The organism is Bradyrhizobium sp. UFLA05-109, assembly GCF_054185165.1.
Map to the genome: position 1 here is coordinate 105,131 of NZ_JBBIAR010000003.1, position 26,047 is coordinate 131,177.

The 26,047-nt window shown below is 61.6% G+C and carries 21 protein-coding genes and 2 pseudogenes; 9 read left to right on the forward strand and 14 right to left on the reverse strand.

Annotated elements, in window-relative coordinates:
- Positions 1-25: 25 nt before the first annotated feature.
- Positions 26-1,786, reverse strand: a complete 1,761-nt coding sequence (locus Q3C01_RS03000) for a RodZ family helix-turn-helix domain-containing protein (protein ID WP_458143671.1) — start codon at positions 1,784-1,786, stop codon at positions 26-28.
- 25 nt (positions 1,787-1,811) lie between these two features.
- Positions 1,812-2,120 (reverse strand): helix-turn-helix domain-containing protein, encoded by a 309-nt coding sequence (locus tag Q3C01_RS03005; protein ID WP_027525439.1) that lies wholly within the window; start codon positions 2,118-2,120, stop codon positions 1,812-1,814.
- A 131-nt stretch (positions 2,121-2,251) separates the two neighbouring features.
- Here Q3C01_RS03005 and Q3C01_RS03010 point away from each other — a divergent pair, with 131 nt between their 5' ends.
- Positions 2,252-2,521, forward strand: coding sequence for a hypothetical protein (locus tag Q3C01_RS03010; protein WP_458143674.1), 270 nt, complete (start codon positions 2,252-2,254; stop codon positions 2,519-2,521).
- Between the two features lie 714 nt (positions 2,522-3,235).
- A complete protein-coding gene (locus Q3C01_RS03015) occupies positions 3,236-4,348 on the forward strand; it encodes a LuxR C-terminal-related transcriptional regulator (RefSeq protein ID WP_458143676.1) in 1,113 nt (370 codons plus the stop codon).
- Between the two features lie 33 nt (positions 4,349-4,381).
- Here the strand turns inward: Q3C01_RS03015 and Q3C01_RS03020 are convergent, their stop codons facing one another.
- The 7 genes from Q3C01_RS03020 to Q3C01_RS03050 form a co-directional block, all read right to left on the reverse strand.
- Complete coding sequence (locus Q3C01_RS03020) at positions 4,382-4,597, reverse strand: hypothetical protein (protein ID WP_458143678.1); 216 nt, start codon at positions 4,595-4,597, stop codon at positions 4,382-4,384.
- A gap of 159 nt (positions 4,598-4,756) precedes the next feature.
- Positions 4,757-5,644, reverse strand: a complete 888-nt coding sequence (locus tag Q3C01_RS03025; RefSeq protein ID WP_458143680.1) for a branched-chain amino acid aminotransferase — start codon at positions 5,642-5,644, stop codon at positions 4,757-4,759.
- 28 nt (positions 5,645-5,672) lie between these two features.
- Positions 5,673-6,527, reverse strand: a complete 855-nt coding sequence (locus Q3C01_RS03030; RefSeq protein ID WP_458143825.1) for an acyl-CoA acyltransferase — start codon at positions 6,525-6,527, stop codon at positions 5,673-5,675.
- Positions 6,528-6,538: 11 nt separating this feature from the next.
- The gene (gene metA / locus Q3C01_RS03035) at positions 6,539-7,690 is read right to left on the reverse strand and encodes a homoserine O-succinyltransferase MetA (protein ID WP_458143682.1); all 1,152 of its coding nucleotides are present in this window, start codon (positions 7,688-7,690) and stop codon (positions 6,539-6,541) included.
- A gap of 27 nt (positions 7,691-7,717) precedes the next feature.
- A complete protein-coding gene (locus Q3C01_RS03040) occupies positions 7,718-8,992 on the reverse strand; it encodes an O-acetylhomoserine aminocarboxypropyltransferase/cysteine synthase family protein (protein ID WP_458143684.1) in 1,275 nt (424 codons plus the stop codon).
- A gap of 89 nt (positions 8,993-9,081) precedes the next feature.
- On the reverse strand, positions 9,082-10,035 hold the full coding sequence (locus Q3C01_RS03045; protein WP_458143686.1) for an amino acid--[acyl-carrier-protein] ligase: 954 nt from the start codon (positions 10,033-10,035) through the stop codon (positions 9,082-9,084).
- A 32-nt stretch (positions 10,036-10,067) separates the two neighbouring features.
- Positions 10,068-11,294 (reverse strand): acyl-CoA dehydrogenase family protein, encoded by a 1,227-nt coding sequence (locus Q3C01_RS03050; protein ID WP_458143688.1) that lies wholly within the window; start codon positions 11,292-11,294, stop codon positions 10,068-10,070.
- Positions 11,295-11,523: 229 nt separating this feature from the next.
- Between Q3C01_RS03050 and Q3C01_RS03055 the strand changes: the two genes are divergently transcribed.
- The 5 genes and pseudogenes from Q3C01_RS03055 to Q3C01_RS03075 all read left to right on the forward strand — a co-directional run bounded on the left by Q3C01_RS03055 (position 11,524) and on the right by Q3C01_RS03075 (position 16,111).
- The gene (locus tag Q3C01_RS03055) at positions 11,524-11,793 is read left to right on the forward strand and encodes a phosphopantetheine-binding protein (RefSeq protein WP_458143827.1); all 270 of its coding nucleotides are present in this window, start codon (positions 11,524-11,526) and stop codon (positions 11,791-11,793) included.
- Positions 11,790-13,742, forward strand: a complete 1,953-nt coding sequence (locus Q3C01_RS03060; protein WP_458143690.1) for a long-chain-acyl-CoA synthetase — start codon at positions 11,790-11,792, stop codon at positions 13,740-13,742. Before Q3C01_RS03055 ends, Q3C01_RS03060 begins: the two co-directional genes overlap by 4 nt.
- A gap of 34 nt (positions 13,743-13,776) precedes the next feature.
- Positions 13,777-14,022 carry an acyl carrier protein gene (locus Q3C01_RS03065; RefSeq protein WP_458143692.1) on the forward strand — a complete coding sequence of 82 codons (246 nt, stop codon included), beginning with the start codon at positions 13,777-13,779 and terminating at the stop codon, positions 14,020-14,022.
- Positions 14,009-15,394: a class I adenylate-forming enzyme family protein gene (locus tag Q3C01_RS03070; protein ID WP_458143694.1), complete on the forward strand. Its 1,386-nt coding sequence runs from the start codon at positions 14,009-14,011 to the stop codon at positions 15,392-15,394. Before Q3C01_RS03065 ends, Q3C01_RS03070 begins: the two co-directional genes overlap by 14 nt.
- A pseudogene (locus tag Q3C01_RS03075) lies at positions 15,387-16,111 on the forward strand (SDR family NAD(P)-dependent oxidoreductase). The gene Q3C01_RS03070 and the pseudogene Q3C01_RS03075 overlap by 8 nt, the downstream one beginning before the upstream one ends.
- A 49-nt stretch (positions 16,112-16,160) precedes the next feature.
- Here Q3C01_RS03075 and Q3C01_RS03080 read toward each other — a convergent pair.
- Together Q3C01_RS03080 and Q3C01_RS03085 are read right to left on the reverse strand one after the other, a co-directional pair.
- A complete protein-coding gene (locus tag Q3C01_RS03080) occupies positions 16,161-16,421 on the reverse strand; it encodes a hypothetical protein (protein WP_458143696.1) in 261 nt (86 codons plus the stop codon).
- A gap of 574 nt (positions 16,422-16,995) precedes the next feature.
- Complete coding sequence (locus Q3C01_RS03085) at positions 16,996-17,742, reverse strand: LuxR C-terminal-related transcriptional regulator (RefSeq protein ID WP_458143698.1); 747 nt, start codon at positions 17,740-17,742, stop codon at positions 16,996-16,998.
- Between the two features lie 919 nt (positions 17,743-18,661).
- Between Q3C01_RS03085 and Q3C01_RS03090 the strand changes: the two are divergent.
- A pseudogene (locus Q3C01_RS03090) lies at positions 18,662-19,039 on the forward strand (response regulator transcription factor); the annotation flags it as partial.
- Between the two features lie 54 nt (positions 19,040-19,093).
- On the opposite strand, the gene Q3C01_RS03095 reads toward Q3C01_RS03090, so the two are convergent.
- The 3 genes from Q3C01_RS03095 to Q3C01_RS03105 form a co-directional block, all read right to left on the reverse strand.
- Positions 19,094-20,521, reverse strand: coding sequence for an HlyD family type I secretion periplasmic adaptor subunit (locus tag Q3C01_RS03095; RefSeq protein ID WP_458143700.1), 1,428 nt, complete (start codon positions 20,519-20,521; stop codon positions 19,094-19,096).
- On the reverse strand, positions 20,508-23,243 hold the full coding sequence (locus Q3C01_RS03100) for a type I secretion system permease/ATPase (protein WP_458143702.1): 2,736 nt from the start codon (positions 23,241-23,243) through the stop codon (positions 20,508-20,510). Before Q3C01_RS03100 ends, Q3C01_RS03095 begins: the two co-directional genes overlap by 14 nt.
- Positions 23,244-23,353: 110 nt before the next feature.
- The gene (locus Q3C01_RS03105; protein WP_458143704.1) at positions 23,354-25,825 is read right to left on the reverse strand and encodes a heparin lyase I family protein; all 2,472 of its coding nucleotides are present in this window, start codon (positions 25,823-25,825) and stop codon (positions 23,354-23,356) included.
- Between Q3C01_RS03105 and Q3C01_RS03110 the strand changes: the two genes are divergently transcribed.
- Positions 25,815-26,015, forward strand: a complete 201-nt coding sequence (locus tag Q3C01_RS03110) for a hypothetical protein (RefSeq protein ID WP_458143706.1) — start codon at positions 25,815-25,817, stop codon at positions 26,013-26,015. The two genes, Q3C01_RS03105 and Q3C01_RS03110, sit on opposite strands and share 11 nt — an antisense overlap.
- Positions 26,016-26,047: the final 32 nt, after the last annotated feature.

Consider the following 26,047-nt stretch of genomic DNA (forward strand, 5'->3'; position numbering starts at 1 on the left):
CAACGACTGATAGGCTTGGTCGATTTCACGCCAGAGCAGTTGAGGTGTGGTGCACATCAATTCCGACGATGCTGACCGTCGAGCCATCCGATACGTCGAGATCGTGTGTGTTGGCGCTCACATCATTAGCGGCGTAGTTTACCTGAGCGGTCGGGCTGCCGGTCGCCGCGACCTGGCTTACCTGGGCGTTCGGGTCGCAGGTCGCCGCGACCTGGCTGACCTGAGCAGTCGGGTCGGCGGTCGCCGCGACTTGGCTCACTTGAGCGGTCGGGTCGGCGGTCGCCGTGAGCTGGTTCACCTGAGCAGCCGGGTCGACGCTCGCCGCGAGCTGGTTCAGCTGAGTGGTCGGGTCGACGCTCGCCGTGAGCTGGTTCACCTGAGCGGTCGGGTCGGCGCTGGCCGAGAGCTGGTTCACCTGAGCGGTCGGGTCGACGCTGGCCGTGAGCTGGTTCACCTGAGCGGTTGGGTCGACGGTCGCTGTGAGCTGGTTCACCTGCGCGGACGAGTCGACGGTCGCTGTGGGCTGGTTCACCTGAGCGGACGGGCCGACGGTCGACGTGACTTCGGGCTGTAGATCCGACACCGGCGTCTGGGTCGCGTCAGCCTGACTTATCACGTTAGGGATCAAAGGAACGGTGGTGGTCGTATCCGCATGCGCAACCGCTGTGGTCGACGCCGTCGAAACATGCTCAGGAGCAGGATGGTCCGGCGGCAGATTTGACGGGGCGGAGGAACTGACAGGATTCTGGGTGACGGTTCGTTCAACCTGTTCCCCGGCGGCAATCGGGAAGCCGTCGCCCTGCTGCGGGTGAAAATCCGCCAGCTTCAAATCGAGATCATGCTCGGCACGGACTACGTCATGCGCCGAACAGGCCGCCACACTATCGTGATGAGATGACTCGGGAGGGGGACCAGACGGCTTGGCCACCAGGCCGGCAATCGCCGGCTCGTTGAAGTGGTGAACGGCGTCCTGCCCGTCAAGATGGAGAGCCGCCGCAGCCAAGACGGACCGATCATCCGTGACGTGAAACGCCTGAAAATTTTGCAGCAAGTTGTCGTCAGCGACAGCCTGTCCAATATGTGGACAGTGCTCGCCGTGGGCGGGCTGTGCATGATCGAGTGACACGAGATCATCAGACGGCTTGCTAACCGAACCGCCTAGCGCCAGGCTATCCCAGACTGAAGCGATTACGATTGCGGAATATGTCGCCGCAAGATCGTGACGATCGAGGAACCACCCGAACGACTTCTCCGGTCGGCTGCCGTCGTCGGCAGTCGCATTCAGTTCACTGCTCTTGACGTAGCCCGTGACCACCAGGGCGGCCAACAGTGTGGCGGGATGCAGAAAAACGGTCGATCGCGACGAATGCTGCTTCGGCAAAACGTACGGATGGGAATCCAGCAACTCCCGCACCAGCCTCTCGAAGTTTCGGCCGCGAAGTACTGCTTCGGTGAAATTCGAAGCGACAACGTATTCCCCGCCGATGCGGGCAAAGTGAACGATTACCTCTTCGTTGTCTTGCCGGAAGAAAACAAACCAGGGCTCGCCCTCGTCGGTGAGCCCACGATCTGTTGAAATCCCAACTCCGGATTTTGTCAGGGCAGCTTCCACCCTGTAGAATTCCGCCAGCTCCGGCTGGCTCCAATCGCCTCGCTCGTAGGCCCGAAAAAAGGTAAGAACCTGATTACTCTGCAACATGAAAGTACTCAGCCCAATGGTGAACTCGCTGCGTAACAACCGCTCATCGTCGATGCGGCCAAGCTCCCCCAGGACCGGAAAGTACAATCGAAAGTGTTGATGCCCCTGGGGCCTACCTCTTGTCGCTCTTTCCGAACAATATCGAATGGGTGACCGGATCGTAGCACCTTAGGAGATTTCTGACGAAAACCTTCGGCTCTACGCCCAAAACCTCGGCCCACACCAAATATCGGTCGGGGGGTATCCGGCCGCGCCCTGACTCCAATTGAGAGATGAAGGTGTAATAATTCCCCCCCACCTTCTCAGCCATCTGGCGCTGCGACAACCCCCGCCTTTCCCTCAGCTCTTTGAGCCAGAGGCCCGCCTCTTTACGCAACTCAACGACCTCTGGCGATGAAATTTGCTGATGGCTCGAATACATCACTCCACCAATGACATTGCCCCAAATTCACTGGCCGGCGGGGCGTGAAAAATGGCAATCGTGTATAGTGTTTTTGCTACCAATTGTAAATATCCATGCCGCCAGGAATTTATCTCCGTGAGAATACGGACGTGACCAAATACGGACGAGGGGCGGAAATCTACCCCGCACATTCAATACAAGGAAAAACACCAAGCGCCTCGATCAAGATCGGCGGTGGCAAAACCCGGCCCAAGGCGCAAGCCGGGCGTCCCAAGAAGGCCAACGGCTCAAGATGCGAGATCGTGCGCCGCGACTACCCGGACCGTGACCATCCGAAGCTGCTCGAGCACATCGTCGACCAGCGCGCAAACGCAGCAGCAACGGCGGTTCGTAAGTCGCACGCCGGCGGTGGCGGATGACCTTCTAGCCCAACGAATCGATACCCGGATTTGTGAGCAAGACGGAGGAGCCGCAACGCTGTCGCGCGGCTTCCACTCTCATTCGCCATTGTCGCGTCGAAGTCTGCGCACCACGGCCAACAGCGGCGTCGGAAAGTACGAGCCTGATCGCACCGGTTTCCGAGTTGAAATATAGACCACCCCCTATTTTGATTTTGTGATCGAGGGCGAAAGGGCACCGCAGATTCCGCTTGCGTCGATGGCCAAGCAGTATTAACTTTACTGTACACCAGACAGCCCGGGGTATTGCGTACCGGTCTCAGTGTCGGTCCCCGCTCCGGCTACTCCGGAGCGGGGTCTGCCTTCAAGGATGGAGGGAAAGAATGGAACGGTTGTACCTGGGCATCACTGTTACCAGCACGTTCACGCTGGTCACGATGGCGTTGATTCTAGTGTTCATGCGATAAGGCCGTCTCAAGTTGCTGGCATCTCGTCTTTATCCCTCAGGCGGCATGAGTATTGCTCACATCAAGGCAAACAGGATGACGCGAGCAACCACCACGATGGCGCCTTCCTCAATCTGTTTTGCGAGGAGCTAGTCTGCGAGTAGTTGCAGCCAAAAGTTTTTCTGCTGAGGCTTTGCTTCGAAGCGTCCACGAAATGGCCGAACGTTACTGAACTTGACGATCTTCGTAGGCGGGTGCGGGAGGCCGAAGAGAGAGCGCGTGCTAGACGGTGGCACACATCATCCAATCCAGCTACCTCGAAGATGTGACTGGCTGGAATTATCATCAGCCTTGGCGGCGTTCTACCTTAGACGACAGCATTGAACGAGACAGCATTGAACGAAAAGACTTCACCTCCGAGCCCATTTTTTTGGTGCAGGCTCGCTATTTTGAATCGCCCGTCGAAGTGTCAGTCTTCGTCAGTTGGGAGAGTGATATGAGGCGTCAATCTTTTGCAACGGTTCTTATTGGGAAGAATATTTTAGTCAGGGAAGGTATTGCCCAAATCCTGCGTGCGGAACGTTTCCGGATCCTGGCTTCGGTATCAAGCGTGGATGAATTGCCGAGCACGCTTCAATCGCCCCAGCCGCTATTTCTTATTGTCCAAGCCGGAGATGATTTCGATCTCGCGGCAGAACACATCGGGCTGGTGAGGGATCAGCATCCAGGTGGACGCATAGCGATAGTGGCCAATCGCGATCGGCCCGCCGAACTGGCTTTGGCATTTCGGGCGGGCGCCAACGGTTATTTCGTGAACGTCAACTGCTGCGATGCATTCATCAAATCGATCGAACTGGTGGCGATGGGTGGGACAGTCTTCCCGCCGGCATTTCTATCGCTCGCTCTCGATACCAAAACTGACCACGGAAGCAAAGCAGCGATCCACGATGAAAACGAGGGGGCGATCTTCGTCACCACGGACGACACGGTCGCGCCACAGCTCTCGCCGCGGGAGAAATCAATTCTGCGCTGCCTGGTCGAAGGCGATTCCAACAAAACCATAGCCCGAAAGATCGATATCGCCGAGGCGACGGTGAAGGTCCACGTCAAGGCGATCTTGCGCAAGATCCGGGTCCAGAACCGGACACAAGCGGCAATTTGGGCAATGAACCATGGGGCGCTGGCACGTGCGGAAATGAGCGATGCGCCGCCCTCAGGCCGCGACATCGACCGACGAACGCCGGAGGTCATCGACGTCATTTCCAATGTCAAGCAAATTGAGGCGCCGGGCTCACGTGAATTGATCAACGGCCAGGGTAATCACGTTGGCGTACCTCGCATCGCCAGCTTCGAGGTTGACGTTCGAAGGTCAGAAGCACTGCTCCGCAAAAACCTCAGTTGAAAGACGTAACGGGCGGGGACGGTGCGGGTCGCATTAGTACACGCACTGTCGGACGTAATAGCCGCCGTTCACCCGTATCCACTGGCACGGGCTCGGCGGAGGCTCCTTGATGATGGTGAAGCCGTGATAGTCGATGTTGGTTGGCGCGGTCAGGCCACGCCAGAACACCGCATTCGCGTCGGATGAGCTCAGAGTCATCGCTGCTGAGAAACAGGCCAGGGCGGCACAGAGCGGAAAGAGTGTTCGCATCGTCATTTTCCGGTTTTGAATTGCTTGCCGTAGCACGCGCATCTTGATTGGTCCCAGCGAGGCTCGCAAGCCCGATCGACCATCAAAAAGGTCGGCGGATAGCAGATTTCCGCGCCGGTTCGGCGGCGACTGGGCTCGTTCTCCCGGCGCAACCGCCTCTCAGGCCGCAAGCTTCGCCGAGTGCGCGAAGTCCCAATACAGCTTTCGTGCACGCGCATAGAAGCGCCCGGGCATGAGCTGCCGGTCGTCGATCCGGATCACGGGCGCGACCTTGGCGAAGTTGCCGGTCGAAAAGATCTCGTCCGCGGTGACGAAGTCGGCATATCGTAGCGTTGCCTCTATCACCGTGATGCCATCACCGCGCAACAGCTCGATCACGCGCTGCCGCGTGATTCCGTTCAGGAAGGTGCCATTCGGCGCCGGCGTATAGACAACGCCTGCTTTCGCCATGAACACGTTGGAATTGCCGAACTCCGCGACATTACCGAGCATGTCCAGCATCAGGCAATTCTGAAAGCCGCGCGAGGCGGCCTCCCTCAGCGCACGAGAACTATTCGGGTAAAGACAGGAGGCCTTGACATCGGCGGGCGCACATTCGGCGGTCGGTCTGCGGAACGGCGACAGCGTAATCGCACTGCCGACGGGCGCTGGGATCGGCGATTCGTAGATACAAAGGCACCAATCCGTCGTTTCCGGATCGAACAGCACGCCGCCGCCGATGCCGTTCTGCGGCCAGTACATCGGGCGAATGTAGAGTTCGGCATTGGCCGGAAAACGGGCGATGCCTTCACGCGCCAGTTCGAGCCACGTGCCGATATCGACGACGGGCTTGAGCCCGAAGTTGACCGCAGATTGATTGACGCGGGCGCAGTGACGATCGAGGTCGGGCATGACGCCTTCGAAGGCGCGCCCGCCATCGAATACCGTGGAGGCGAGCCAAAGCCCATGGGTGCGCGGCCCCATGATCGGCACGTTGCCCTCGTGCCACTCGCCTCGGAAGAATGTCCATGTCCTCGAATGGCTGACGGACTTGGTGTTGGGGATCATGACGAACCTCCATTCTGGGACGACTGAGTTATGGTCCGTAGATCACCAGCTCAGTATCGGACAGATCGGCAAGCCGGGGGCGATGCGGACCCTTGAAGTATTTGCGGCGTTCCCGGTAGAGCCCGACCAGGCCCTTCATGCGCCCGTTGGCATCGAGAGCGACGGAGATTCGGCCGCGCCAGAGCAGGAAGCGGCCGATGGCGCCGGCGCAGGCGACGTAGTCAGCCACATCGATGCAATAGATCAACTGCATAGTGAGAGGCGCGATCCAGCGGATTCGGATCGACTGCAGGACGAACGGAAAGGCGCGGCCATCGGCGGCGCGGCAGACCAGGCTGAGGCAGCCATAGGCTGCGTGGCGTGCAAGCAGCGCAACGTCAGCTTCGGACAAGCCGGCGACCGTTCGCGCGTCCTCCCTGACGACTTCGACACGCATAGCCGCGGCCGGGCGCGACACCGCTGGAAGGGAGAAGAACAGGCCGCCGCAATAGCGGCGGAATCCCTGCGCTTCGATGGCTTGCCAAGTCCATTGCGCCGCACTGATATTGACGTAGGTGACGTCCTTGTGGCGCTGCGCGACCTTGGTCAGCATCGGCGCGTAGCTGCGAAAGGCAGGCTCCACATACCAACTGGAGAGATTGCATCGGATGAAGGTACGGCCGTCATCGTTCCGTGCGGTGTGGATCAACAGCAGAGCGCCGACGGGCGTCCCCTCATGGTCAAGCAGGTAGCCGAAGCGCGGGAAACCTTCGGGTACTTCACGCTCGGACATGCGCCGGAGTCCGTCGATCCAGTAGTTGCGCGCGCGGACCGGAAAGCCGCGTGTCAGAAGGTCGGCGATGGCACCAAGATCGGCTGTTCCTATCTCGCGGCATCGGATCATGGTCCGAGCACTCACTCAGGATATCCGAGCCGCGTCTTGGTCATCTGGTTTGGCAAGCGCGCCAGGCGGGCGGATCGAGCGGCAACCAACTTGCGCCCATGGCGACGCGCCGGAATTCCGGCTGTGGAGAGAGCCGCCTCTCGCGGAGGCTTTGAGCGTCCGGCGCGCTGCGATACCATGTACAGCAACCAGTTGCGGTATATGCGCTTGGCTGGCAGATGCCAGACGTTGTTCAGGTCCTTCGTCACTTCATCGACTGGAAAGTCGGCGAAAAGCTCCGGGGATCTGTCGGCAAGAGCCTTCTGTCGGAAAGCGGTCAGTAACGCTTCCGCCTTCTCGTCCAGATAGCCCTTTGGTATCGTCGGACAGACTTCGTTCTCTCCCCGGAGGAAGCGACCCATGTCTCTTCTATATTCGCCCAACAGGCTCTGGGATTCGTACTCCGGGTGACCCTGGAAATGGACGAAAAGGCTCTTCTTCTGCTGCTTGACGAAGCAGTCGACCCCCGCCTCCTCCGACCCGGACAGAACCGAGTATCCGCAGTTCGCGAGATCCCTCTCCTGCACCTCGTTCCACCGAGCGTGCGGTATTCTGAAGGTCGTCGGCACGTCTTGCATCAAGGCATGATGTCTCCTCTTTGTTTGAGCGAAGACACCGAAGCATTTGGTGGGCAGCTTGTGGCGCGCGACCCCGTCCATGTGCAGGACGACCCCATGGACGGCCAGACACGAAAACACCGATGACAGGGTATTCTCCCTGGCCCACTCAGCGATCTGGACAAAGGTGGTCCAATATGGCTCTTCCGCCAGGCAGGCGGCTCTGGGTTCGGCGCCGGTCACGATCACCCCATCCAGCCTCCTGCTCAGCAGATCGTCGATGCCACGGTAGTATCGACGCACATAGTCGCGCCCCCATTCCGTACGGGGTGTCGCCTCCATCGTATAGAAATGCAGCCTGACGAGAATTCGTCCGGCCGCCGCGTCGAGCAGGTCAAATACCTGGCGCTCGGTCGACATCAGGGCGGCGTCCGACATGTTGTTGATGAGCCCGATGTCCAGGCACTCCACCCGGTTTCCCGGTGACTCCTTTGCACAATCGCTTCCGCGCGACGCTCTCGATAAGAGGTGGTGTTCGTACGAATCTACATCGATCAAAACGGCCATCCGAATGCCTTCATGTTTGACGAAACATCAATTCGCAGCACGAAGGGCCTGATCGAGATCTGCGATGATGTCGTCGATATGCTCGATTCCGACGCTTAGCCTGATCATCTCGGGGCGCACGCCGGCTTTCTCCTGCTCTTCGCGCGACATTTGCCGATGCGTGGTCGATGCGGGATGGCAGGCGAGCGATTTCGCGTCGCCAATATTGACCAGCCGTTTGCAGAGCCTCAGCGCGTCGTAGAACCGCTTGCCCGCCTCGAAGCCTCCAGCCACGCCAAAAGTCAGCAGCGAACAGGCCCGGCCGCCCAGATATTTCTGTGTCAGCGCGTAATAGGGGCTGTCGTGAAAGCCCGCATAGTTCACCCACCCGACGCCGCGGTCATTGCGCAGGAACTGCGCGACCTTCTCGCCATTGTCGACGTGCCGTTCGATCCGCAGCGCGACGGTTTCAATGCCCTGGAGCAGCAGGAAAGCGTTCATCGGCGCCAGGACGGCGCCGGTGGTTCTCTGGGAGACGGCGCGGCAGCGCGCGATGTAGGCAGCCGCCCCGTAGCGCTCGGTGAAGACCAGCCCGTGGTACGACTTCTCCGGCTCGTTCATCATCGGGAAGCGCCGACGATGCTGTGCCCACGGGAATCTGCCACTATCGACGATAATTCCCCCGAGCGTGGTGCCATGCCCGCCCATGAATTTCGTCAGCGACTCCACGACGATGTCTGCGCCATATTCGATCGGCCGCAGCAGGATCGGTGTCGGCACCGTGTTGTCGACGATCAGCGGGACACCGTGCCGGTGCGCGACGTCGGCCATCGCTCCGATGTCGCAGACGTTTCCGGCCGGATTTCCGACGCTCTCGCAGAACACCGCCCGCGTATCGTCGTCGATCAATCTTTCTACGCTCTCCGGCCGGTCGTCTTCCGAAAACCGGACCGTAATGCCCTGTCTCGGCAGGATGTGCGCGAACAGCGTATGCGTGGTTCCGTAGAGCTGCGGGACCGAGACGATGTTGGTGCCCATCTCCGCGATATTGACTACCGCATAGTTCACCGCGGCCTGACCGCAGGCCACGCTGAGCGCATCGATGCCTCCTTCCAAGGCGGCGACGCGACTCTCAAGCACCGCGTTGGTCGGATTGCCGATCCGCGTGTAGCGGAAGCCGTCCACTTCAAGGTTGAAGAGCGCGGCTCCATGGTCGGCGCTGTCGAATGCGTATGAGGCGGTCTGATAGATCGGCACGGCAACGGCCTTCGTGGCCGGATCGTCTTTGAAGCCGCCGTGGACGGCGATGGTCTCTCTCCTCATGGAGGAGGGTCCTTCGACCCTTCGATCCCGGGCGATCTCGGGATGTCCCTGGCGCATCGCGCGTCCTCCAATTCCAATTTCCACGTCGCCTACCGGTCATTCCTCGGAAAACCGAGCAGGTCCCGCACCGCGGTCGGCCAACGGGTCGTGTTTCCGCCGTGGGTGTGGAACATGGCGACTGCGAGACGGTCCATTCCGAACGCCACGCAGGCGGTATGGGCCGGCTCGCCCGCCGCATCCACGATGCCCCAGGTGGCACCGAAATGTTCGCGGTGATAGTTGAAGCTCATGCAGGCAGTCGGCTGCTCCTCGGAGCGCAGAGGCACCAGCAGTTCGAATTTCAGCGACATTTGCTTTTGGCTCAGGGCCATCATCTGGCCGACCCGGCCGAAGAACGGATCGCTGGCGTAGTCGACCCTGAAGGGCAGCCCGAGATCGCGAGCGATCTCCTGAGCCCGCTCGATCCAGCGCTCCCGGAACGCGAAGGCCTGATCAGGGCTGCCGATGCAGACGAATTCACGCATCCTGAAGGACTGCAGCCGGTCGAGATGGTGCGAGGGCTCGCGGCGGAAGCAATCGGCGGCTACGTCGAATCGCCAACCGCCTGCGGGTACGGGACCGCGGCTCGCTGCGATCGGATAGGCCGGATAGCAGGCTGCGGGCGACAGCACGAGGTCGGCCGGTGAAAGCGACTGCGTCCAGTCGCCGCCGGCCTCGAAGCGGCTGACCGCGGCGTGGATCTCGCTATCCGTCCCGTGCAAGCCGCAAACGCAACCCAAAAGGTTCGGAAAGCTTTTCAGATAGCCCGACCTCTCAAGCTGCGCGCGATTCATCACGGGAGGAAAGCGCATCACCTCGGTGTCCGCTTCGCGATGCCGCGAGATCAGCACTGCAAGCCGCTCTACGACGTCTTCATAGAGCGCAGTGCGACCATAGACCCCCGGAGAGCCCATCTCGTAGAACAGCAAATCGGTAAGATGGTCCAATGGATCGGACGGACGAGAAGCGGATTCCGACTGTGCTGCAAACATGGCCACGTTCATATCGAGCCCCATTTCCTTTCGAGGACCAAATATCAATCGCGCAGGGACTCCGGGACGGCGCTCATCAGCGTCGCGGTGCCCATGCTGGCGAGGATGCGATCGTTGTTGATCATGATTGGAGCGGAAAGCACGTCGCGCAGGTGGCGACCGATACTTACGTCGGTATCGTTGCGGTAACCAGAGAGGCCGCAGGCGCGCATCGCGTGCATGACGGCTGCGACCGCGAGCTCGGAGGCCTCCACCTTGAGAAGATTGATCGAGGACTGGAAGTCGACGGACGACAGCGCGCGTTCGTCGCCTTCGCGAGCCTGATAGAACTGGCGATTCGCGGAGATGATCGCACGCAGTTTCGTCAGCGTCATTTTGGCGGTGGTGAAATGCGCCGCGCCGGGAGGCATATTGCCGCCCGCCCCGCGGGCGGCCTTGCGGATGAAGAGCTGCGCTCGGTCCACCGCCGCAGCCGCGATCCCCGCCCACACCGAAGACCAGCAGAGGTGTGCGACGGGTGTCATTGTCTGCGCATGAATCTTTTCGTATGCGACGGGGAATATCTGGTCCGCAGTGCCTCTGAAGTTCAGCTTGAACCCGGCGCTGCAGGTCCCACGCATGCCAAGCGTCTCCCACGCGAGAGTGGGTTCCAGCGTGTAGTCGTCGCGGGTGATGGCCAGGAGCACCTGATCGGATCCGGCCGCAGAGTCGGAACGACGGGCAACGGTGATGATGCCGTCCGCCTCGGCGCCGTATGAAATCACCGTCGCGTCGCGCACCAGCGAAATCTCGCCGCCTGCGCGCTCCACCGCGGCCGAGCTGAATCTGATGTTTCCGCCGTTCTGGCCCTCCGTGGTCGACGATGCCAGCAGCAGCTGTTCGGCAGCCACACGGCGCATGAGGCTTTCGTGCCAGCCGCTGCCCGCGCCGTGGCGGACCAGACACGCGATCTTGGTCTGATGCATCGCGAAGATCATCCCGACCGAGGCGCAGGCACGGCCGAGCGCGTAGCACATATCGGTCACGTCGGAGATAGATGCTCCGTCGCCGCCGAACTCGATCGGAATCTGAGCACCCAGAAGTCTCTCCTTGCGCGCCGCTTCGATCGCCTCCCGCGGGAAGCGCGCTTCGCGATCGACCGCCCCTGCCTCCGTCGCAGCGACCCGCGCGACATTTGCCGTCCGCTGCCGAAACGAGGAGTCGTCAGGAGAGAATGCTACTCGGCCAATTTCCGTGGCGATGTCGCGGAACTGGACTTCCTGCACATTCATGGCCAAGGCCCCGGATTTCATGGTTGAACGACGCGAAACATGCGAGATGAATTCCGCCGAAAATCGACAACTAGCCCACTTCCCTGGCTGCGTCGTTGGCGCAAAAGTGGGTATCAAGGAGCTTCCGCTCCCGGGCGAGGTACCTCCGAAGCAGACTGTTGACCCGAAGAGCAGTTGGGTATCGTCGCCCGATTGTGATCAGGCCCGGTCACGGCGAGGGACCGTTGAAATGCATAACTTTACCGTCAACGTTCAGAACCGTGTTCTATCCGTCGTCAGGAGTGTCCTCGAGCAGAACGCGATCACCGCAGATGTCCACCCGGATTCGCGGCTGGTGGATATCGGCCTGAGCTCGATGGGCATGGTCGAGCTGATGCTCAAGGTTGAGGCCGAGTTCGATCTCATCCTTCCCCAACTCGCGATCACGCCCGAAAATTTTCAATCGGTGAAGACGATGGAGCGGATGATCCTCAACCAGCTCGGACCCGGGTCGGGATGAAGCCAGTTGAACACGGTTTCTGCTCCGACGATCACGCCGGCCGCATCGACAACGATTGCGCGGTCGTTCTGGCCGCGACCTTGCCGGCTAGCGAGCAGGTACGCGTGGATGTCGATCCAACCCGACTGCCTGACCAGGTCGTGAAGACAGCCGGGGCGACCAGACGCGATGCGCCGCAGCGCAGACGCTCCGCCGCCAAGACGTGGCTGCAAGCCCTCGCGCTAACCGCGCAGGTCGAAGCGCAGCCGCATCGGTTGTTCGCCGACATCGTGGAAGAATGGGCACAGCGTCAGCCCGGGCGACCTGCCCTGCTCTCGGACGGCCAATCGTTCACCTATGGAGAGCTCGCCGCGCGGATCAACCGGTATGCGCGCTGGGCGCGCAGCCTCGGCCTCCATGCCGGCCACACCGTCTGTCTGCTGATGCCGAACCGGCCGGACTACCTCGCCTGCTGGCTTGGCATCAGCAGGGTCGGCGGGACGGTAGCGCTGATCAATACCAGGCTGGTCGGCCGGTCGCTCGCCCACTGCATCGACGTCGCACGTGCCGATCACGTCATCCTTGCTGCCGATTGCGTGGAAGCGTTCGAAACCGCACGTCCATACCTGCACCACATACCGCAAAGCTGGAGCCTTGGCACCGGCGGCCCAAGCGGCGATCTGGACGCGATGCTCGCCGCCTTCGAGCCGCGCCCGCTATCCCCCGCCGAACGTGGCGACGTCACGATCGAGCGACGTGCACTCCTCATCTACACCTCGGGCACCACGGGGCTACCGAAGGCGGCGAACGTCAGTCATCGCCGCATTCTCACCTGGGGCGGATGGTTTGCTGGACTGACGGACGCGTCCAGCAGCGATCGTCTCTACGATTGCCTGCCGCTCTACCACTCCGTGGGAGGCGTCGCAGCTCCCTGCAGCATGCTGTCCGCGGGGGGCTCGGTCGCGATTGCGGAGAAATTCTCCGCTAGCAGCTTCTGGGACGACATCGCGCGTTTCGACTGCACCGTCTTCCAATATATCGGTGAGCTGTGCCGCTATTTGCTGAAAGCGCCGGCGTCTGAACGAGAGGCGCGACACGGGTTGCGGCTGGCCGTCGGCAACGGATTGCGTGGCGACATCTGGGAAATGTTCGCCAGCCGGTTCGCAATTCCGCAGATCCTCGAATTCTATGCCGCAACGGAAGGCAATTTCTCCCTGTTCAACGTCGAAGGAAAACCCGGCGCGATCGGCCGGATTCCGCCGGTGCTTGCGCACCGCTTTCCCGCCTCGATCGTCAAGGTCGATGCCGACAGCGGCAGTCCACTCCGCAGCGACGCCGGGCTCTGCATCGCCTGCGGCCCCGGCGAGACGGGCGAGGCTGTCGGACGCATCGGCGGCGCCGATCGCGATGGCGCGCCTTTCGAGGGCTACACAGATCCCGTCGAGACGGAGAAAAAGATCCTGCGCGACGTCTTTACCGAGGGCGATGTCTGGTTTCGCACCGGTGATCTGATGCTGCGCGATGAGCAAGGCTACTTGCATTTCGTCGACCGCGTCGGCGACACCTTCCGCTGGAAGGGCGAGAACGTTGCGACCAGCGAAGTGAACGACGCAATAAGGGACTGCCCCGGCGTTCTCGACGCCTCGACCTATGGAGTTGCCGTTTCCGGGGCCGATGGCCGCGCGGGCATGGCGGCCCTGGTGGTGGACCGAAGTTTCGATTTCGGGATGTTCAGAGAACACCTTTCGCGTCGGCTTCCGCCCTATGCAGTCCCAGCCTTCGTCAGGCTGTGCCGGGCGCTCGAGGCGACCGACACTTTCAAGCAGAAGAAGCAGCGGTTGATCCGCGAGGGATTCGATCCGTCAGTCGTGGACGATCCGCTGTTCCTGCGCGATTCAGCAACCGGCGACTATCGTTCGATCGACCGGGCGGTCTACGCGGGCATCGTTGAAGGCGAGATCAGGCTCTAACATCGGCCCGGAAAGCCGAGCAGTGAGGTGTACCATGTCGGTCAAGTCGAAGATTTTCTCCGCGATGAAGCAGATCGCCGAGGAACAGAAGGTCACGCTTCCGTCACTCGAGGACGATCTGCCACTGAACGAGACCGGGTTCGATTCGCTGGCATTCGCAATCCTGGTTGCGCGGCTGGAGGACGAGCTCGGCATTGATCCCTTCACAGTCGCCGAGGACGCAGCCTTCCCGTCAACCCTCGGTGAGTTTGTCCGAGCCTACGAGAATGTCCCCGCCTGACATCTTCGCACTGCGCCAATATCTCGGCCCGGAGCTGAAGGATCGCACGATTTCCGATGCCCGGCACAGTGTATCGCTGACCGACATTATCGAGTACAGCTGCCTGACCGGCAAATCCCGCGAGCTGTCCGGCCGCTCGGTGCTGCTTGCGACGTCGGGACAGCTGCTGTCCGCACTTGCAATGATTGAGCTCGACGGCGTCGCCCGCCGCATACTTCTGTGCCCGCCCGACCTCGATTGGGACCGCCTCCAGGTCCTGCTCGAGCAGGCCGAGATCGACACCATCGTCACCGATCGGCCGTTACACCGATGTAGTGCTGGGGGGCACGACGTCGTCGGCATCGACCTGCCCGAACGGAGGACCGTGGGATGGAAGGTCGACCGCGCGACCGAGTGGCTGATGCTGACCTCGGGGACGTCAGGGCTGCCGAAGATCGTCCGGCATACGCTCGATGGGCTCGCCGGCGCGATCATCGCCGACGGGACTGCGCGCTACCGGAACGCAACCTGGGCGACGTTCTACGACATCCGTCGCTACGGCGGCCTGCAAATCTTCCTTCGCGCCTTGATCGGCGGCGGATCGATGGTGCTTTCGGAGCCCGGGGAAGCCATCGTGGACCATGTGGCGCGGCTGCGCGTGGGCGGCGTCACCCACGTATCCGGGACACCGTCGCATTGGCGCAAGCTCCTGATGAGCGGCGCGGCCGCCGACTTCTCGCCGCACTATGTCCGCCTGTCGGGCGAGATCGCTGACCAGGCAGTGCTCGACGGCCTGGCTCGGGCATTTCCGCATGCGTCGATCGGCCACGCCTACGCCTCGACCGAGGCTGGCGTCGGTTTCAGCGTGGACGACGGGCGCGAGGGTTTTCCTGCCCACCTGATCGGACGGAATCGCGGCGGCGTTGAGATTAAGGTGGTCGACGGCTCGCTGCGGATCCGTTCCAGGCGTACTGCGCGCGCCTATGTCGGCGCCGATGCGCCGCCGCTCGCCGACACTGACGGCTTCGTCGATACCGGCGATATTGTCGAGCTGCGCGGCGAACGCTACCACTTCGTCGGCCGGCGAGGCGGCATCATCAACATCGGCGGCTTGAAGGTCCATCCGGAGGAGGTGGAGGCCGTGATAAACCGGCACGCCTCCGTCCAGATGTCGCGCGCGCGATCGCGCAGGAGCCCGATCACCGGCGCCATCGTGGTCGCCGATGTCGTCCTTGCCGACGGCACCGATCGGGAGCGCCACGAGACGATCCGCAAGGAGATTCTCAGCCGGTGCAAAGACTGCCTGGCGGCCTGGAAGGTGCCTGCCGTGATCCGCTTTGTCGAACGGCTCGAGGTTACGGCAGCGGGGAAACTGGCACGCACCGATGCGTAACGTCCTCGTGACCGGCGGTAGCCGCGGTATCGGCCTTGCCATTGCGCGCGGGCTCGCCGCATCCGGCGACTACAATGTGGTCGCGGTAGCGCGCCGAGAGAGTGGCGAGCTCGCCGCTGCGGTCCGCGAAGCACAAGGGCGCCTGCATTTCCGCGCCTGCGACCTCGCGGTGACCGATGCGATTCCGGCCTTCGCAAAATCGGTGCGCGACGAATTTGGCACGATCTACGGGCTCGTCAACAATGCCGGGATCGGCACCGATGGGGTGCTGGCCACCATGCACAATTCCGAAATCGAGGCCCTGATTCGCCTGAACGTATTGTCGCCGATCATCCTGACCAAATACGTGGCCCGCCATATGATGGCCGACGGTGCGGGGCGGATCGTCAACATTTCCTCGATCGTCGCCTCAACCGGCTACAACGGCCTGTCGGTGTATGCCGCGTCGAAGGCCGCGGTTGCCGGCTTCACCCGTTCGCTGGCCCGCGAGCTCGGAAGGGTCGGCATCACCGTGAACGCGATCGCGCCCGGCTTCATCGACACGGAATTGACCAGATCCCTGGACGACGCAGGCCGTCGACGCATTACTGGCCGCAGCGCATTGCGTCGCCTGCCCGAAGCCGACGACTCGCTTCAATGGTCGAATATCTTCTCGGCGAAGGCGGCCGGAACATCACCGGCACGGTGGTGACGGTCGACGCCGGTAATACCGCCTGACTACTGAAACTATCGAAGGTCGACGGTGCCTGACTGCCGGCCGTGCACTTCATTCCAGCGCAGGCCCCTTCAGATGCTCCAGCATCGTGTTGCAGGCGTCCTCTGCCTCCGTGAAACTCGCAAACTCCGAGCCGCCGATCTTGATCGCGCCGTCACCCCGATAGAGCGGCCGCCACGACGCCACATAGCCGTCATGTCCATGAAAGCCAGACCCGTCAGGGCTCTCGTACGTGATCACAAAGGAAAAGCCGTCGCCGGTCGCGCTCCAAATTTCCATGTTCTCGATGGCACGGTGAAAATGAAGGGACATCAAGATGCGCCCACCTACGCGATTTCGGTTCGACGACAGAGTTTGGTCCCGATGGCGGGCCGTCCATGGAGAAACGGCCCTGACCATAGGGGGCAGCAGGGAGGGCCAGGGCCGCCGCTCCAGATGTGCCCACGTCCAGTCGGCACATCTCTGCGATCGCATCTGGAGCCGTTCGCTATCGCCCGCGACTGAGTTTTACCTGACAACGGACAAACCGCGATGGACCCAGAGCTGCAGATGACCAATAAATACACTTCTCTGCCGATACTTTGGCTGCGATTTTGGATCAGCCGCCTGCCCCGACGGACTACCCCACCAAGCTGCCGGGACATTGACCTCGCCGATCAAGCGGCGCCCGTACCCATCATTTCCGGATTTCCGGCGCACGGCGACATCTGGCGTCTCGTTCCGCGCCCGTCGAGCCCGATCGCACAGATGGTTAAAGCAGCCTCCACGATGATCGTCCCAGCCTGGGCGGCGTATCCATCAGAGGCCGGCTGCCCATCGCCCTGCGAGCGTCGACCGGTAATGGTGGCGCGCGAGGATTTTCCCGGCGCTCCCCCACCTGCTCCACTCAATCGGGAATGCGGGCCTTCTCCCGCGGGCCGGTCGCGCGATCATGTTGCGAGATGGCGAGGGCCGCGAGCACGGTCCGATTGCTGATTTCAAGCTTCTGAAAGATGTTGTGCAGGTGCACCTTGATGGTGCCATCGGCTATGTTCAACCGTCGCCCGATTTCCTTGTTCGACAATCCTTCGGAGACCAGACGCATGATCTGACGCTCGCGGTCCGTCAGCGCCGTCAGCGCACTCTCCGAATTCGTGCTCTGCTCGTGCGAAACGATCGACTCGGATGGGGTGGCCGGCAGCAGGTTGTGATTGTTGGCGACGTGCCGCAAGGACTGCACCAGCGCTTCCGGCTCCGTGTCTTTCAGGACGATGCTGCAGGTCATCGGCGTCGCCGTGAGTACCAGTTCGCAATCCTCACTCGCGGCGAAAAATACCAAATGGGTCGAACGATTTTCTGAGTTGATGGTCGAAAGAATTCTCAGCGCGCCGAGCTCAGGCATTGCGGCGTCGACAATCGCGATATCAGGCGCCAGGTTCCGGATCGCCTCGATGCAGCTCGCAGCATCGCTACAAGATGCGACAATATTGAAATCGGCTACGGCACCGAGCACGTTGCTCAGGCCCTTCAAAACAACCGGATGCCGGTCTGCAATGACTACACTGGTACGTCGCATTGGGCGCTCCTCAGCGTGTCGCCCCCAAAAAGATAAACTCTGCGCCCCATCACTATTCACTACTAGCGATAGAATCATCTGAAATTAACAATAACACAAGCAATACTTACGGGTTAACAGGTGCGCTGGTCTGCTCGCTTCCCGACTCTCGTACAGCAATTTGGCGAGGCCAACGCCCGTAAGAACCCGGTCATCAGACAGAGACGTGCCGGCCTCTGATGCGACGAGCCCCGGACAACGGCGAAATCTCCGACGGCGTACAGCTTCGATATTTCCTCAACGTTCGATGGGCGATGCGTAGTTAACTCGCTTGCAGAATGTGTTCGCGCAGACGTAGCAACGACGAACAAAAACTCCGACAAGTTCTTCAACGTTGAATCAACATCCCGACCTAATTCACGCAGAGACTGTGCTAGACGCGGTTTTTGGGCGTCGTAATCGTACGGATATATGCCGGACCGCTCCTATAACCAACGATATATAGGGCGTTTGGAAATTCGCATCTAACATTCATAAAAGATTAAGCAATCCGGGGTGATCGCCGACAACGTTCGGCAAAAGGCAAAACAAAAGGCAAAAGAGGAGGATCACGATCGAAGTAACTCGATATTTTTCAGGACTACAAGCCAAGGGAGAACGACCAACTTAACAACAACGATTCGTTCGTCCGTCGAAAGACAAAATTGAATTCAACCGTCCGTCGCTGTTGTGTCATTGCGTAGGCTGGAGGGTAAAATGAGGAGGCGGCAATCTTACGGAACGGTCCTTATTGGAAAGAACGTTCTGATTAGAGAAGGTCGGCGCCAACGGCTACTTCGTTAACGTCATTTCGTGCGACGCATTCATCAAGTCCGTCGAGCTCGTCACGATGGGCGAGACCGTCTTCCCGCCGGCGTTTCTGACGTTTGCTCTTGACGGAAGTCACGAGCGCGAAACGGCGCCGCTCAACGAGAACGAGCACGCGATCCTCGTCACGGAGGACACGATCTCGCCGCAGCTCTCGCCACGCGAAAAGGCAATTCTATCCTGCCTTATCGAAGGCGACTCCAACAAATGCATCGCCCGAAAGATCGATATCGCCGAAGCTACCGTGAAGGTCCACGTCAAGGCGATCCTGCGCAAGATCCGGGTTCAGAACCGGACACAGGCGGCGATTTGGGGAATGAACCATGGGTCGCTGGTGCGAGCGGCAAGCGGTCGCGCGCTCACAGCCGATCCGGGCAGAGGGATCGCGAAGATCTCCGAGATGGAGCAGATCAACGAGCCTGCTCCATTGGCCCCGCAGTCCACTCACGTCGCGGTACCTCCCATCGACGGTCTACTCCGCAAGGGTGAGGATCGAGGGGCTCGCGCGGCGGCACGGCTCTACAAGTAGGCGCAGGGACCCGCGCGCGGGCACTATCCTCGCGCGCGGGTCGCTGCGGGTTCTTCATCGCTCCCGCAGCGATTCCTGTCTGTACCTCGCCAGCGGCGAGAGAAGATAGCTGATGATCCTGCGCGAGCCGGTCTTGATCTCGACCGTTACCGCCATGCCAGGGCCGAGCTTGACGAGTTTATCCTCGACCTGCATGTGCGTGCGGTCGAGTGAAATGCGCGCCGCATATTCCAGCTCCTGACCTCTCGGCTCACTGCTGCTTTGCGCCGCGCCCGATGCCCGGTCGTTCGATCCGCCTTGTGGCCTGTCGTGCGTTATGGCGTCCGTCGACACGCTCAACACGTCCCCATGAAGGAGTCCGTAGCGCGTGAAGTTGAACGTATCGACCTTGATCTCCGCCTTCTGTCCCGGATGAACGAACCCGATGTCTCGGTTGGAGAGCATGGCCTCGATCTCGAGCTGACTCTCGCTTGGAACCACGATGGCGAGCGCCTGCGCCGGCGTTACCACGCCGCCCACCGTGTGAACGGCGAGCTGCTGCACGACGCCGTCGACCGGCGCAGTCAAATGCTGGAGTTTCGTGCGCCGCTCCGCCTTGACCATCTCCTGCGCAGCGCTCGCCGCCTTCTGCTCGGCTTTCGCAAGCGCGTCATAGGTGGAACGCCGATACTCCGCGGCGGTCCTTTCTTTCGTTTCCTTCAGCAACGCGATGGCTGCGTCGGCTTCATGGAGCCGGCTCTGCTGGAGGACGAGATCCTGCTGAAGGCCGACCAGCTCCTGATACTCGGAGAGATAGACGACCTTCGAGGCCAAGGCCTTGTCGACGAGCCCCTTGCGAATGTCGACCCGCTCCTGCAGCACCGGTATGGTCGCCTGGAGCTTCGCCACGCTCGCCGACGTGGTCGCCCGCTCCGCTTCCTTCTGAGCTTGCTGGCGCTCGATCTCGGCAAGCTTGGCGCTCTGCTCGGCGCGCTGGCTGATCAGAAACTGGCGATGCATCTCGATCTCCGCCGCACTTGCGCCCTGCGGTGACCGGAAGGCGGCCAGCGGATCATCGGTCAGCGCTGCGCGCAGCCGCGCGACGTCGAGTTCAGCCGCGAGGAGATCGCTTCTCTGGCGCTCCTGATCGGCTTCCGTCATCGTTGGGTCGAGCTCGATCAGAACGTCGCCCGCCTTGACGCTCTGTCCGTCCCGTACGTGGATGGCGCGGACAACGCCCGTCTCGAACGGCTGGATCAGCTTGGTACGACCACCTGGCACGATCTTGCCGGTCGCGGTAGCGACGATATCGACGCTGCCGAATGATGCCCACAACAGCGCGACGCAAAAGAGCGCGATGATGCTCGCCCCGATCGCGCGGCCGATCGGCGACGGCGGCGTTTCGGTGATCTCGAGCGCCGCGGGCAGGAATGCAATCTCGTGCTCGCGCCGCCGAACTTCGGCTCTCGGAAACGGAACGATATTTCGGCTAGCGGACGTCATGGATACCGGCCTGCAGATAGTGGAGGTTTGCGTAGCGCCCGTTCGAGCGGATCAGCTCATCATGGCTACCGTCCTCGACGATGCGGCCATGCTCGAGCGTGATGATCCGGTTTGCATTGCGCACGGTCGAAAGCCGATGAGCGATGACGAACACAGTCCGGCCCGCGGCAATCCGCTTCATGTTTTGCTGGATGGCGCGCTCGCTCTCGTAATCGAGCGCGCTGGTAGCCTCGTCGAAGATGAGAATGCGCGGATTGGTAATGAGTGCGCGAGCGATCGCGACACGCTGGCGCTGGCCACCGGACAAGCTGCTACCGCGTTCGCCCACGATGGTGTCATAGCCCTCAGGCAGCTCCAGGATGAAGTCGTGAGCGCCGGCGAGTGACGCCGCCTCGATGACGCGCTCCATGGGCATGGTCGGGTCGGCGAGCGCAATATTCTCGCGAATCGAGCGATTGAAGAGCACGTTCTCCTGCAAGACCACGCCGATCTGGCGTCGAAGCCAGGTCAGATCGACCATCGCGAGGTCGACGCCGTCGACCAGCACGCGTCCGCTCTCCGGCACGTAGAGACGCTGGATCAGCTTGGCGATGGTGCTCTTGCCGGAGCCCGACGAGCCCACGATACCGACGACCTGGCCGGGCTCGACGCCGAAGGACACGTCGTGCAGCACTTCCGGGCCATCGGTACGATAGCGGAAGGTTGCATGCTCGAATGTGACCTTGCCACGGATTGGCGGCAGCGCAGCCCGGGTCGAACTGAAGCTTGGCTCGGGAATGGTGTTGAGAATGTCGCCAAGACGATCGACCGACAGACGGGCCTGATGGAAGTCCTGCCAGATCTGCGCGAGCCGGAGCACCGGCATGCTCACCCGGGCCGCCAGCATGTTGAACGCGACCAACTCGCCGACGGTCAGGTCGCCGCCGATCACGAGCCTGGCGCCGAAGTAGAGCGTTGCGGCGGTGACCAGCTTGTTGATCATCTGGACCGCCTGGCTCGCGGTATTGTTCAGGCTGAGCACGCGGAAGCTCGCCCCCACATAGCCGGCGAGTTGCTCCTCCCAGCGCCGCTGCATCTGCGGCTCGACCGCCATCGACTTCAGCGTCTCGACACCCGTGACGCTCTCGACCAGGAAGGCCTGGTTCTCCGAGCCCCGGTTGAACTTTTCATCGAGGCGCCGGCGAAACAGCGGCGCGGCGCCGGCGGAAATACCGATGTAGAACGGGAACGATGCCAGAACGAGCAGGGTCAACGACGTCGAATAGTAGAACATCACCGCGAGGAAGACGACGGTGAACAAGAGATCGACGACGAGCGTGAGCGCCGAGCTCGTCAGGAACTGGCGGATGTTCTCGAGCTCGCGAACGCGTGCGACGGAATCGCCGACACGGCGGGTCTGGAAATATGCGATCGGCAACGCCATCAGGTGACGAAACAACCGGGCGCCAAGCTCGACGTCGATGCGGTTCGTGGTGTGCGCGAACAGATGGACGCGCAACGTGCCGAGAACCGTCTCGAACAGGGTCAATCCGACGAGGCCCGCGACCAGGACGTCGAGCGTGCTGACGCTTCGATGCACGAGCACCTTGTCGATGATGACCTGGAAGAACAGCGGGGCGACGAGGGCGAAGACCTGAAGGAAGAACGACGCGATCAGCACCTCGCCGAGAAGACGACGATACTTGTGGACCGCACCGAGAAACCAGCTGATGTCGAATCGCCGGGAGAGATCCGTCAGGCTCGCCCGTCGGGTCATCAGGATGATATCGCCGTCCCAGATGGCCTCGAGCTCGGCCTGAGTCATGGCCTCGGGTCGGGGGGACAATGGGCGCTGAACGAGAAGCTTGTCCTCGATGACCTTGCCCAGGATCAGGAAGCTGCCGTCGCGCAGCACGGCAATTCCCGGCAGCGGCGTGACGCCAAGCCTGTTCCAGCTCGACCGCTGCGACCGGGCCTTGAGCCCGAACTCCTTGGCGCAGCGCAGGATTTCGGTCACACCGATCCGCGCCGTGCCCATGCGATGCCGAATTTGCTCCGGATCGGCCGCAATGCCGTGGCAACGCAGCAGGATCGTCGCCGCAATGAGCCCTGACTCATCGCCGCTTGCAGGTTCAAGAACCGGCTCCTCGACAGCCATATCGGGTCGATCGGGTGACCGGGTGCGCAGCATGACATCGCGGGCGCGCATGAAGACGTCGCTAGCGCGCCTCAACATGACGTCCCTGACGCGCGTCAACATAGTACCGGCATGCATCGCGGCATCGCCGGCACGCTGCGCCAGATCACGCCCCGGGATATTCATGCCCGCAAGGGAATGAAGCAACCTGTGCACGAGATTCTGTGAGCCGGCCAGGATTAAACGGCCGTCCCACACCTCTTCGAACTCGGCGCGCGTCATCATCCTCGGACGCGATGCGGTCGGATACAGCACAAGTGCCGTCTCGTCCTCGACCTTGCCGAGAAGCAGGAATCCGCCATCACGCAGCGACGCGATTCCGGGTAACGTGGTGCTTGCAAGTCGCTTCCAACGCGTCGTGCGCGAGCGGACTTTGATTCCGAATTCGTGGGCACAGCGAAGCATCGCGCTGATGCCGATATCGTTGCTGCCACAACGGTCGCGGAGCTGCTCGGGCTCGGCGTTCACGCCATGAAGACGGAGGAACAGAGCCAGGGCTCGAAGCCCGAGATCTGCGGCATGGGCATTTCCATTCTGGATCGCCATATTTTTTACTCAACCCTTCGCGGCTACCGACCGCGTATGATGTTCCTTCTGATGCATTCACAAACTTGACGGTGCCGCACCCAGGCGTTGGGCCTGGGTGCGGCCGGGCATTAATGTTGCGGTCTGGTCAGCAACGATTCATGTCCCCAAGCGGTGGCTTGCGAAGCGGCGGCGACGATGTGTCCGGGATCGAACCGACCGGTGTTACCGGCCAGATACTGGTTCAGCAGCGCAAAGCTCTGGCTCGCCAGGGACGCCGTGCTCGGGGCGGCCGCGACCGGATGATCCGCCACGAGGATCGGCTCCCGCCCGGTCGATGCCAGCGTGCTGGTCGCCGGGTCCATGTGCTGCTGGAGCAGCGCGAAGGCCCGGCTTGCCAAGCCCCCCGCGTTCGCGGCGATCGCATGCTGAAGATCCGTTGAGTTGATCGTCTGCGGCGAGGTCGTGGTCGCAGCGGCCGTGGTCGTGGCGGGCGCGGTCGTGACGGTCGTGGTGGGAGAAGACACGTGATCCGTGCTGGTGCTCGTATGCGAGGACGTGCTCGTATGCGACGTGCTCGTATGCGAGGACGTGCTCGTATGCGACGTGCTCGTATGCGACGCGCTCGTATGCGACGACGACGTGCTCGTATGCCACGACGTCGACCGAGGATCCGTCACGGTGATGGTCTTCGGCGAGGACGTCGACACGGAGCCGGTGGTCGGATCCTTCGCGCTTGCCGTCAGTGTCAGTGTCGCGACCGGATGTCCGCCACCCCTGTAATACGAGTGTAGCGTCAGTCCGCTGTCGACCTGCGCGGCCGTCAAGGTGATGTTGCTTCCCCTGAACGTCTTACCATCGAGCTTGTCGGTGATCGTCTCGTACCTCGGCAACCCCGCGATGTTCACGGTCACGGCGTCGTTGGAGTCGCTCGTCGCCACCTTGGTCCCGAGGTCGACCTTGCCGCCTCGCCCGGCAACCCAGAGCGAGTCATCCGCGATAGTCAGGACCGGCTTGGTCGATGACGGGGTCGAAGGGGTGGTCGGCGTCGTTGGGGCGCTCGGCGTGGTCGGCGTCGTCGGCGTGGTCGATGTCGGCGGGTCGATCTGAAGACCCGTAAACGTCTTCACCGCGCCCGAGAGATTGGCCGCAACACCGGACGAATCCTTGATGCTCGCACCGCTCGGAAGGTTGACCCCCGTGATGGCGAGCGCGGACACACTGGTGTCGGTCGACGCGACAGTGGTTTTGAACGTGAGCGTGCCCGTGCCCGAGCCGCCGACATAGGTGGCCTTGCCGCCGTCATTGAGCGACAGCGTGGGCGTGCCCGTCACCTTCACGGCCTCATTGAAGGCAAGCGTCAGGGTGATCGTGTCTCCCACATTCTCGGTGCCCGTTCCAGGTGAGGCCGTGGCCTTGGTCACCTCCGGTGTGACTGATGGTGTCGTCGGCGTCGTTGGCGCCGACGGCGCGCTCGGCGTCGACGGCGCGCTCGGCGTCGACGGCGCGCTCGGCGTCGTCGATGTCGGCGGGTCGATCTGAAGACCCGTGAAGGTCTTCACCGCGCCCGAGAGATTGGCCGCAACACCGGACGAATCCTTGATGCTCGCACCGCTCGGAAGGTTGACCCCCGTGATGGCGAGCGCGGACACACTGGTGTCGGTCGACGCGACAGTCGTTTTGAACGTGAGCGTGCCCGTGCCCGAGCCGCCGACATAGGTGGCCTTGCCGCCGTCATTGAGCGACAGCGTGGGCGTGCCCGTCACATTCACGGCCTCATTGAAGGCAAGCGTCAGGGTGATCGTATCTCCCACGTTCTCGGTGCCCGTTCCAGGCGAGGCCGTGGCCTTGGTCACCTCCGGTGTGACTGATGGTGTCGTCGGCGTCGTCGGCGTCGTCGCTGGCGCCGACGGCGCGCTCGGGGCCGACGGCGCGCTGGGGGCCGATGCCGCCCCGGTCGTTATCTGCAGATTGCTATAGTCTGCGGCAACCGCTTCCGAGGCTGGCGCGCGGTAGACGCCTTCCTTCCAATAATAGCTCTCGTTGCTCGTCCCACTTCCGAGCGGTCCCGTGTAGTTGACGATCTGCGTCCCATCTCGCCAGACCTTGAGAGTTCCGGTTCCGTCACTGCCAAAGTCCACTTGAATGTTCATTTGGTATTGATGGCCCCGCTCGATGGGGTTCGGATCCCGATAAATGTCGTTCTCCGCACCGTTTGGGCCACGTGTGATGATCATCATGTGCTCGCCGTACATCGCAACCGCGAATGGAGGCGAACCACCCTTTATGGTGTTGTGAATCTGGCCGAGAACCATCCATGAAGAGGTGTTTGCCGCTCCAGACTCCAGCGTAAAACCGTAGGATATGTTGATCTGGGTGTTCGGAGAGTAGTGTTGATTCAACTCGATCTCCGAACGTTCGGAGGTGTTGCCGCTCGAGATGTCGTTGCTCCAAGAGTCCCCCGAGTCCACCTGGAACCTCAGCGTGTTGCTATCGGGCTCCGTCAGGCTGTAGCTACGGTTCGCGTTTTCGACCTGAGCGCTCATCCCACCGACGGTGACGCTGCCACCATTTGCACTCGAGAACGAAGTGATGTTCGCCATTCCGTCATCCTTTTTGATTGCTAAAGACAGGGCATTCCACTGCCGCACGAACACGCGCGCGACATACCGCATACTCACAGCATTACGCCGCGAGCAGATTTTCAAAGCAGTGGGATTTTTGAAGCGCCCCCCCGACTGCTGGAACGGTTGGTTATTAATCAAACGTGGCAAAAAAAGTTTCGAAATGTGATTTTTACACACCTATGCAGGCATACGTAGGTA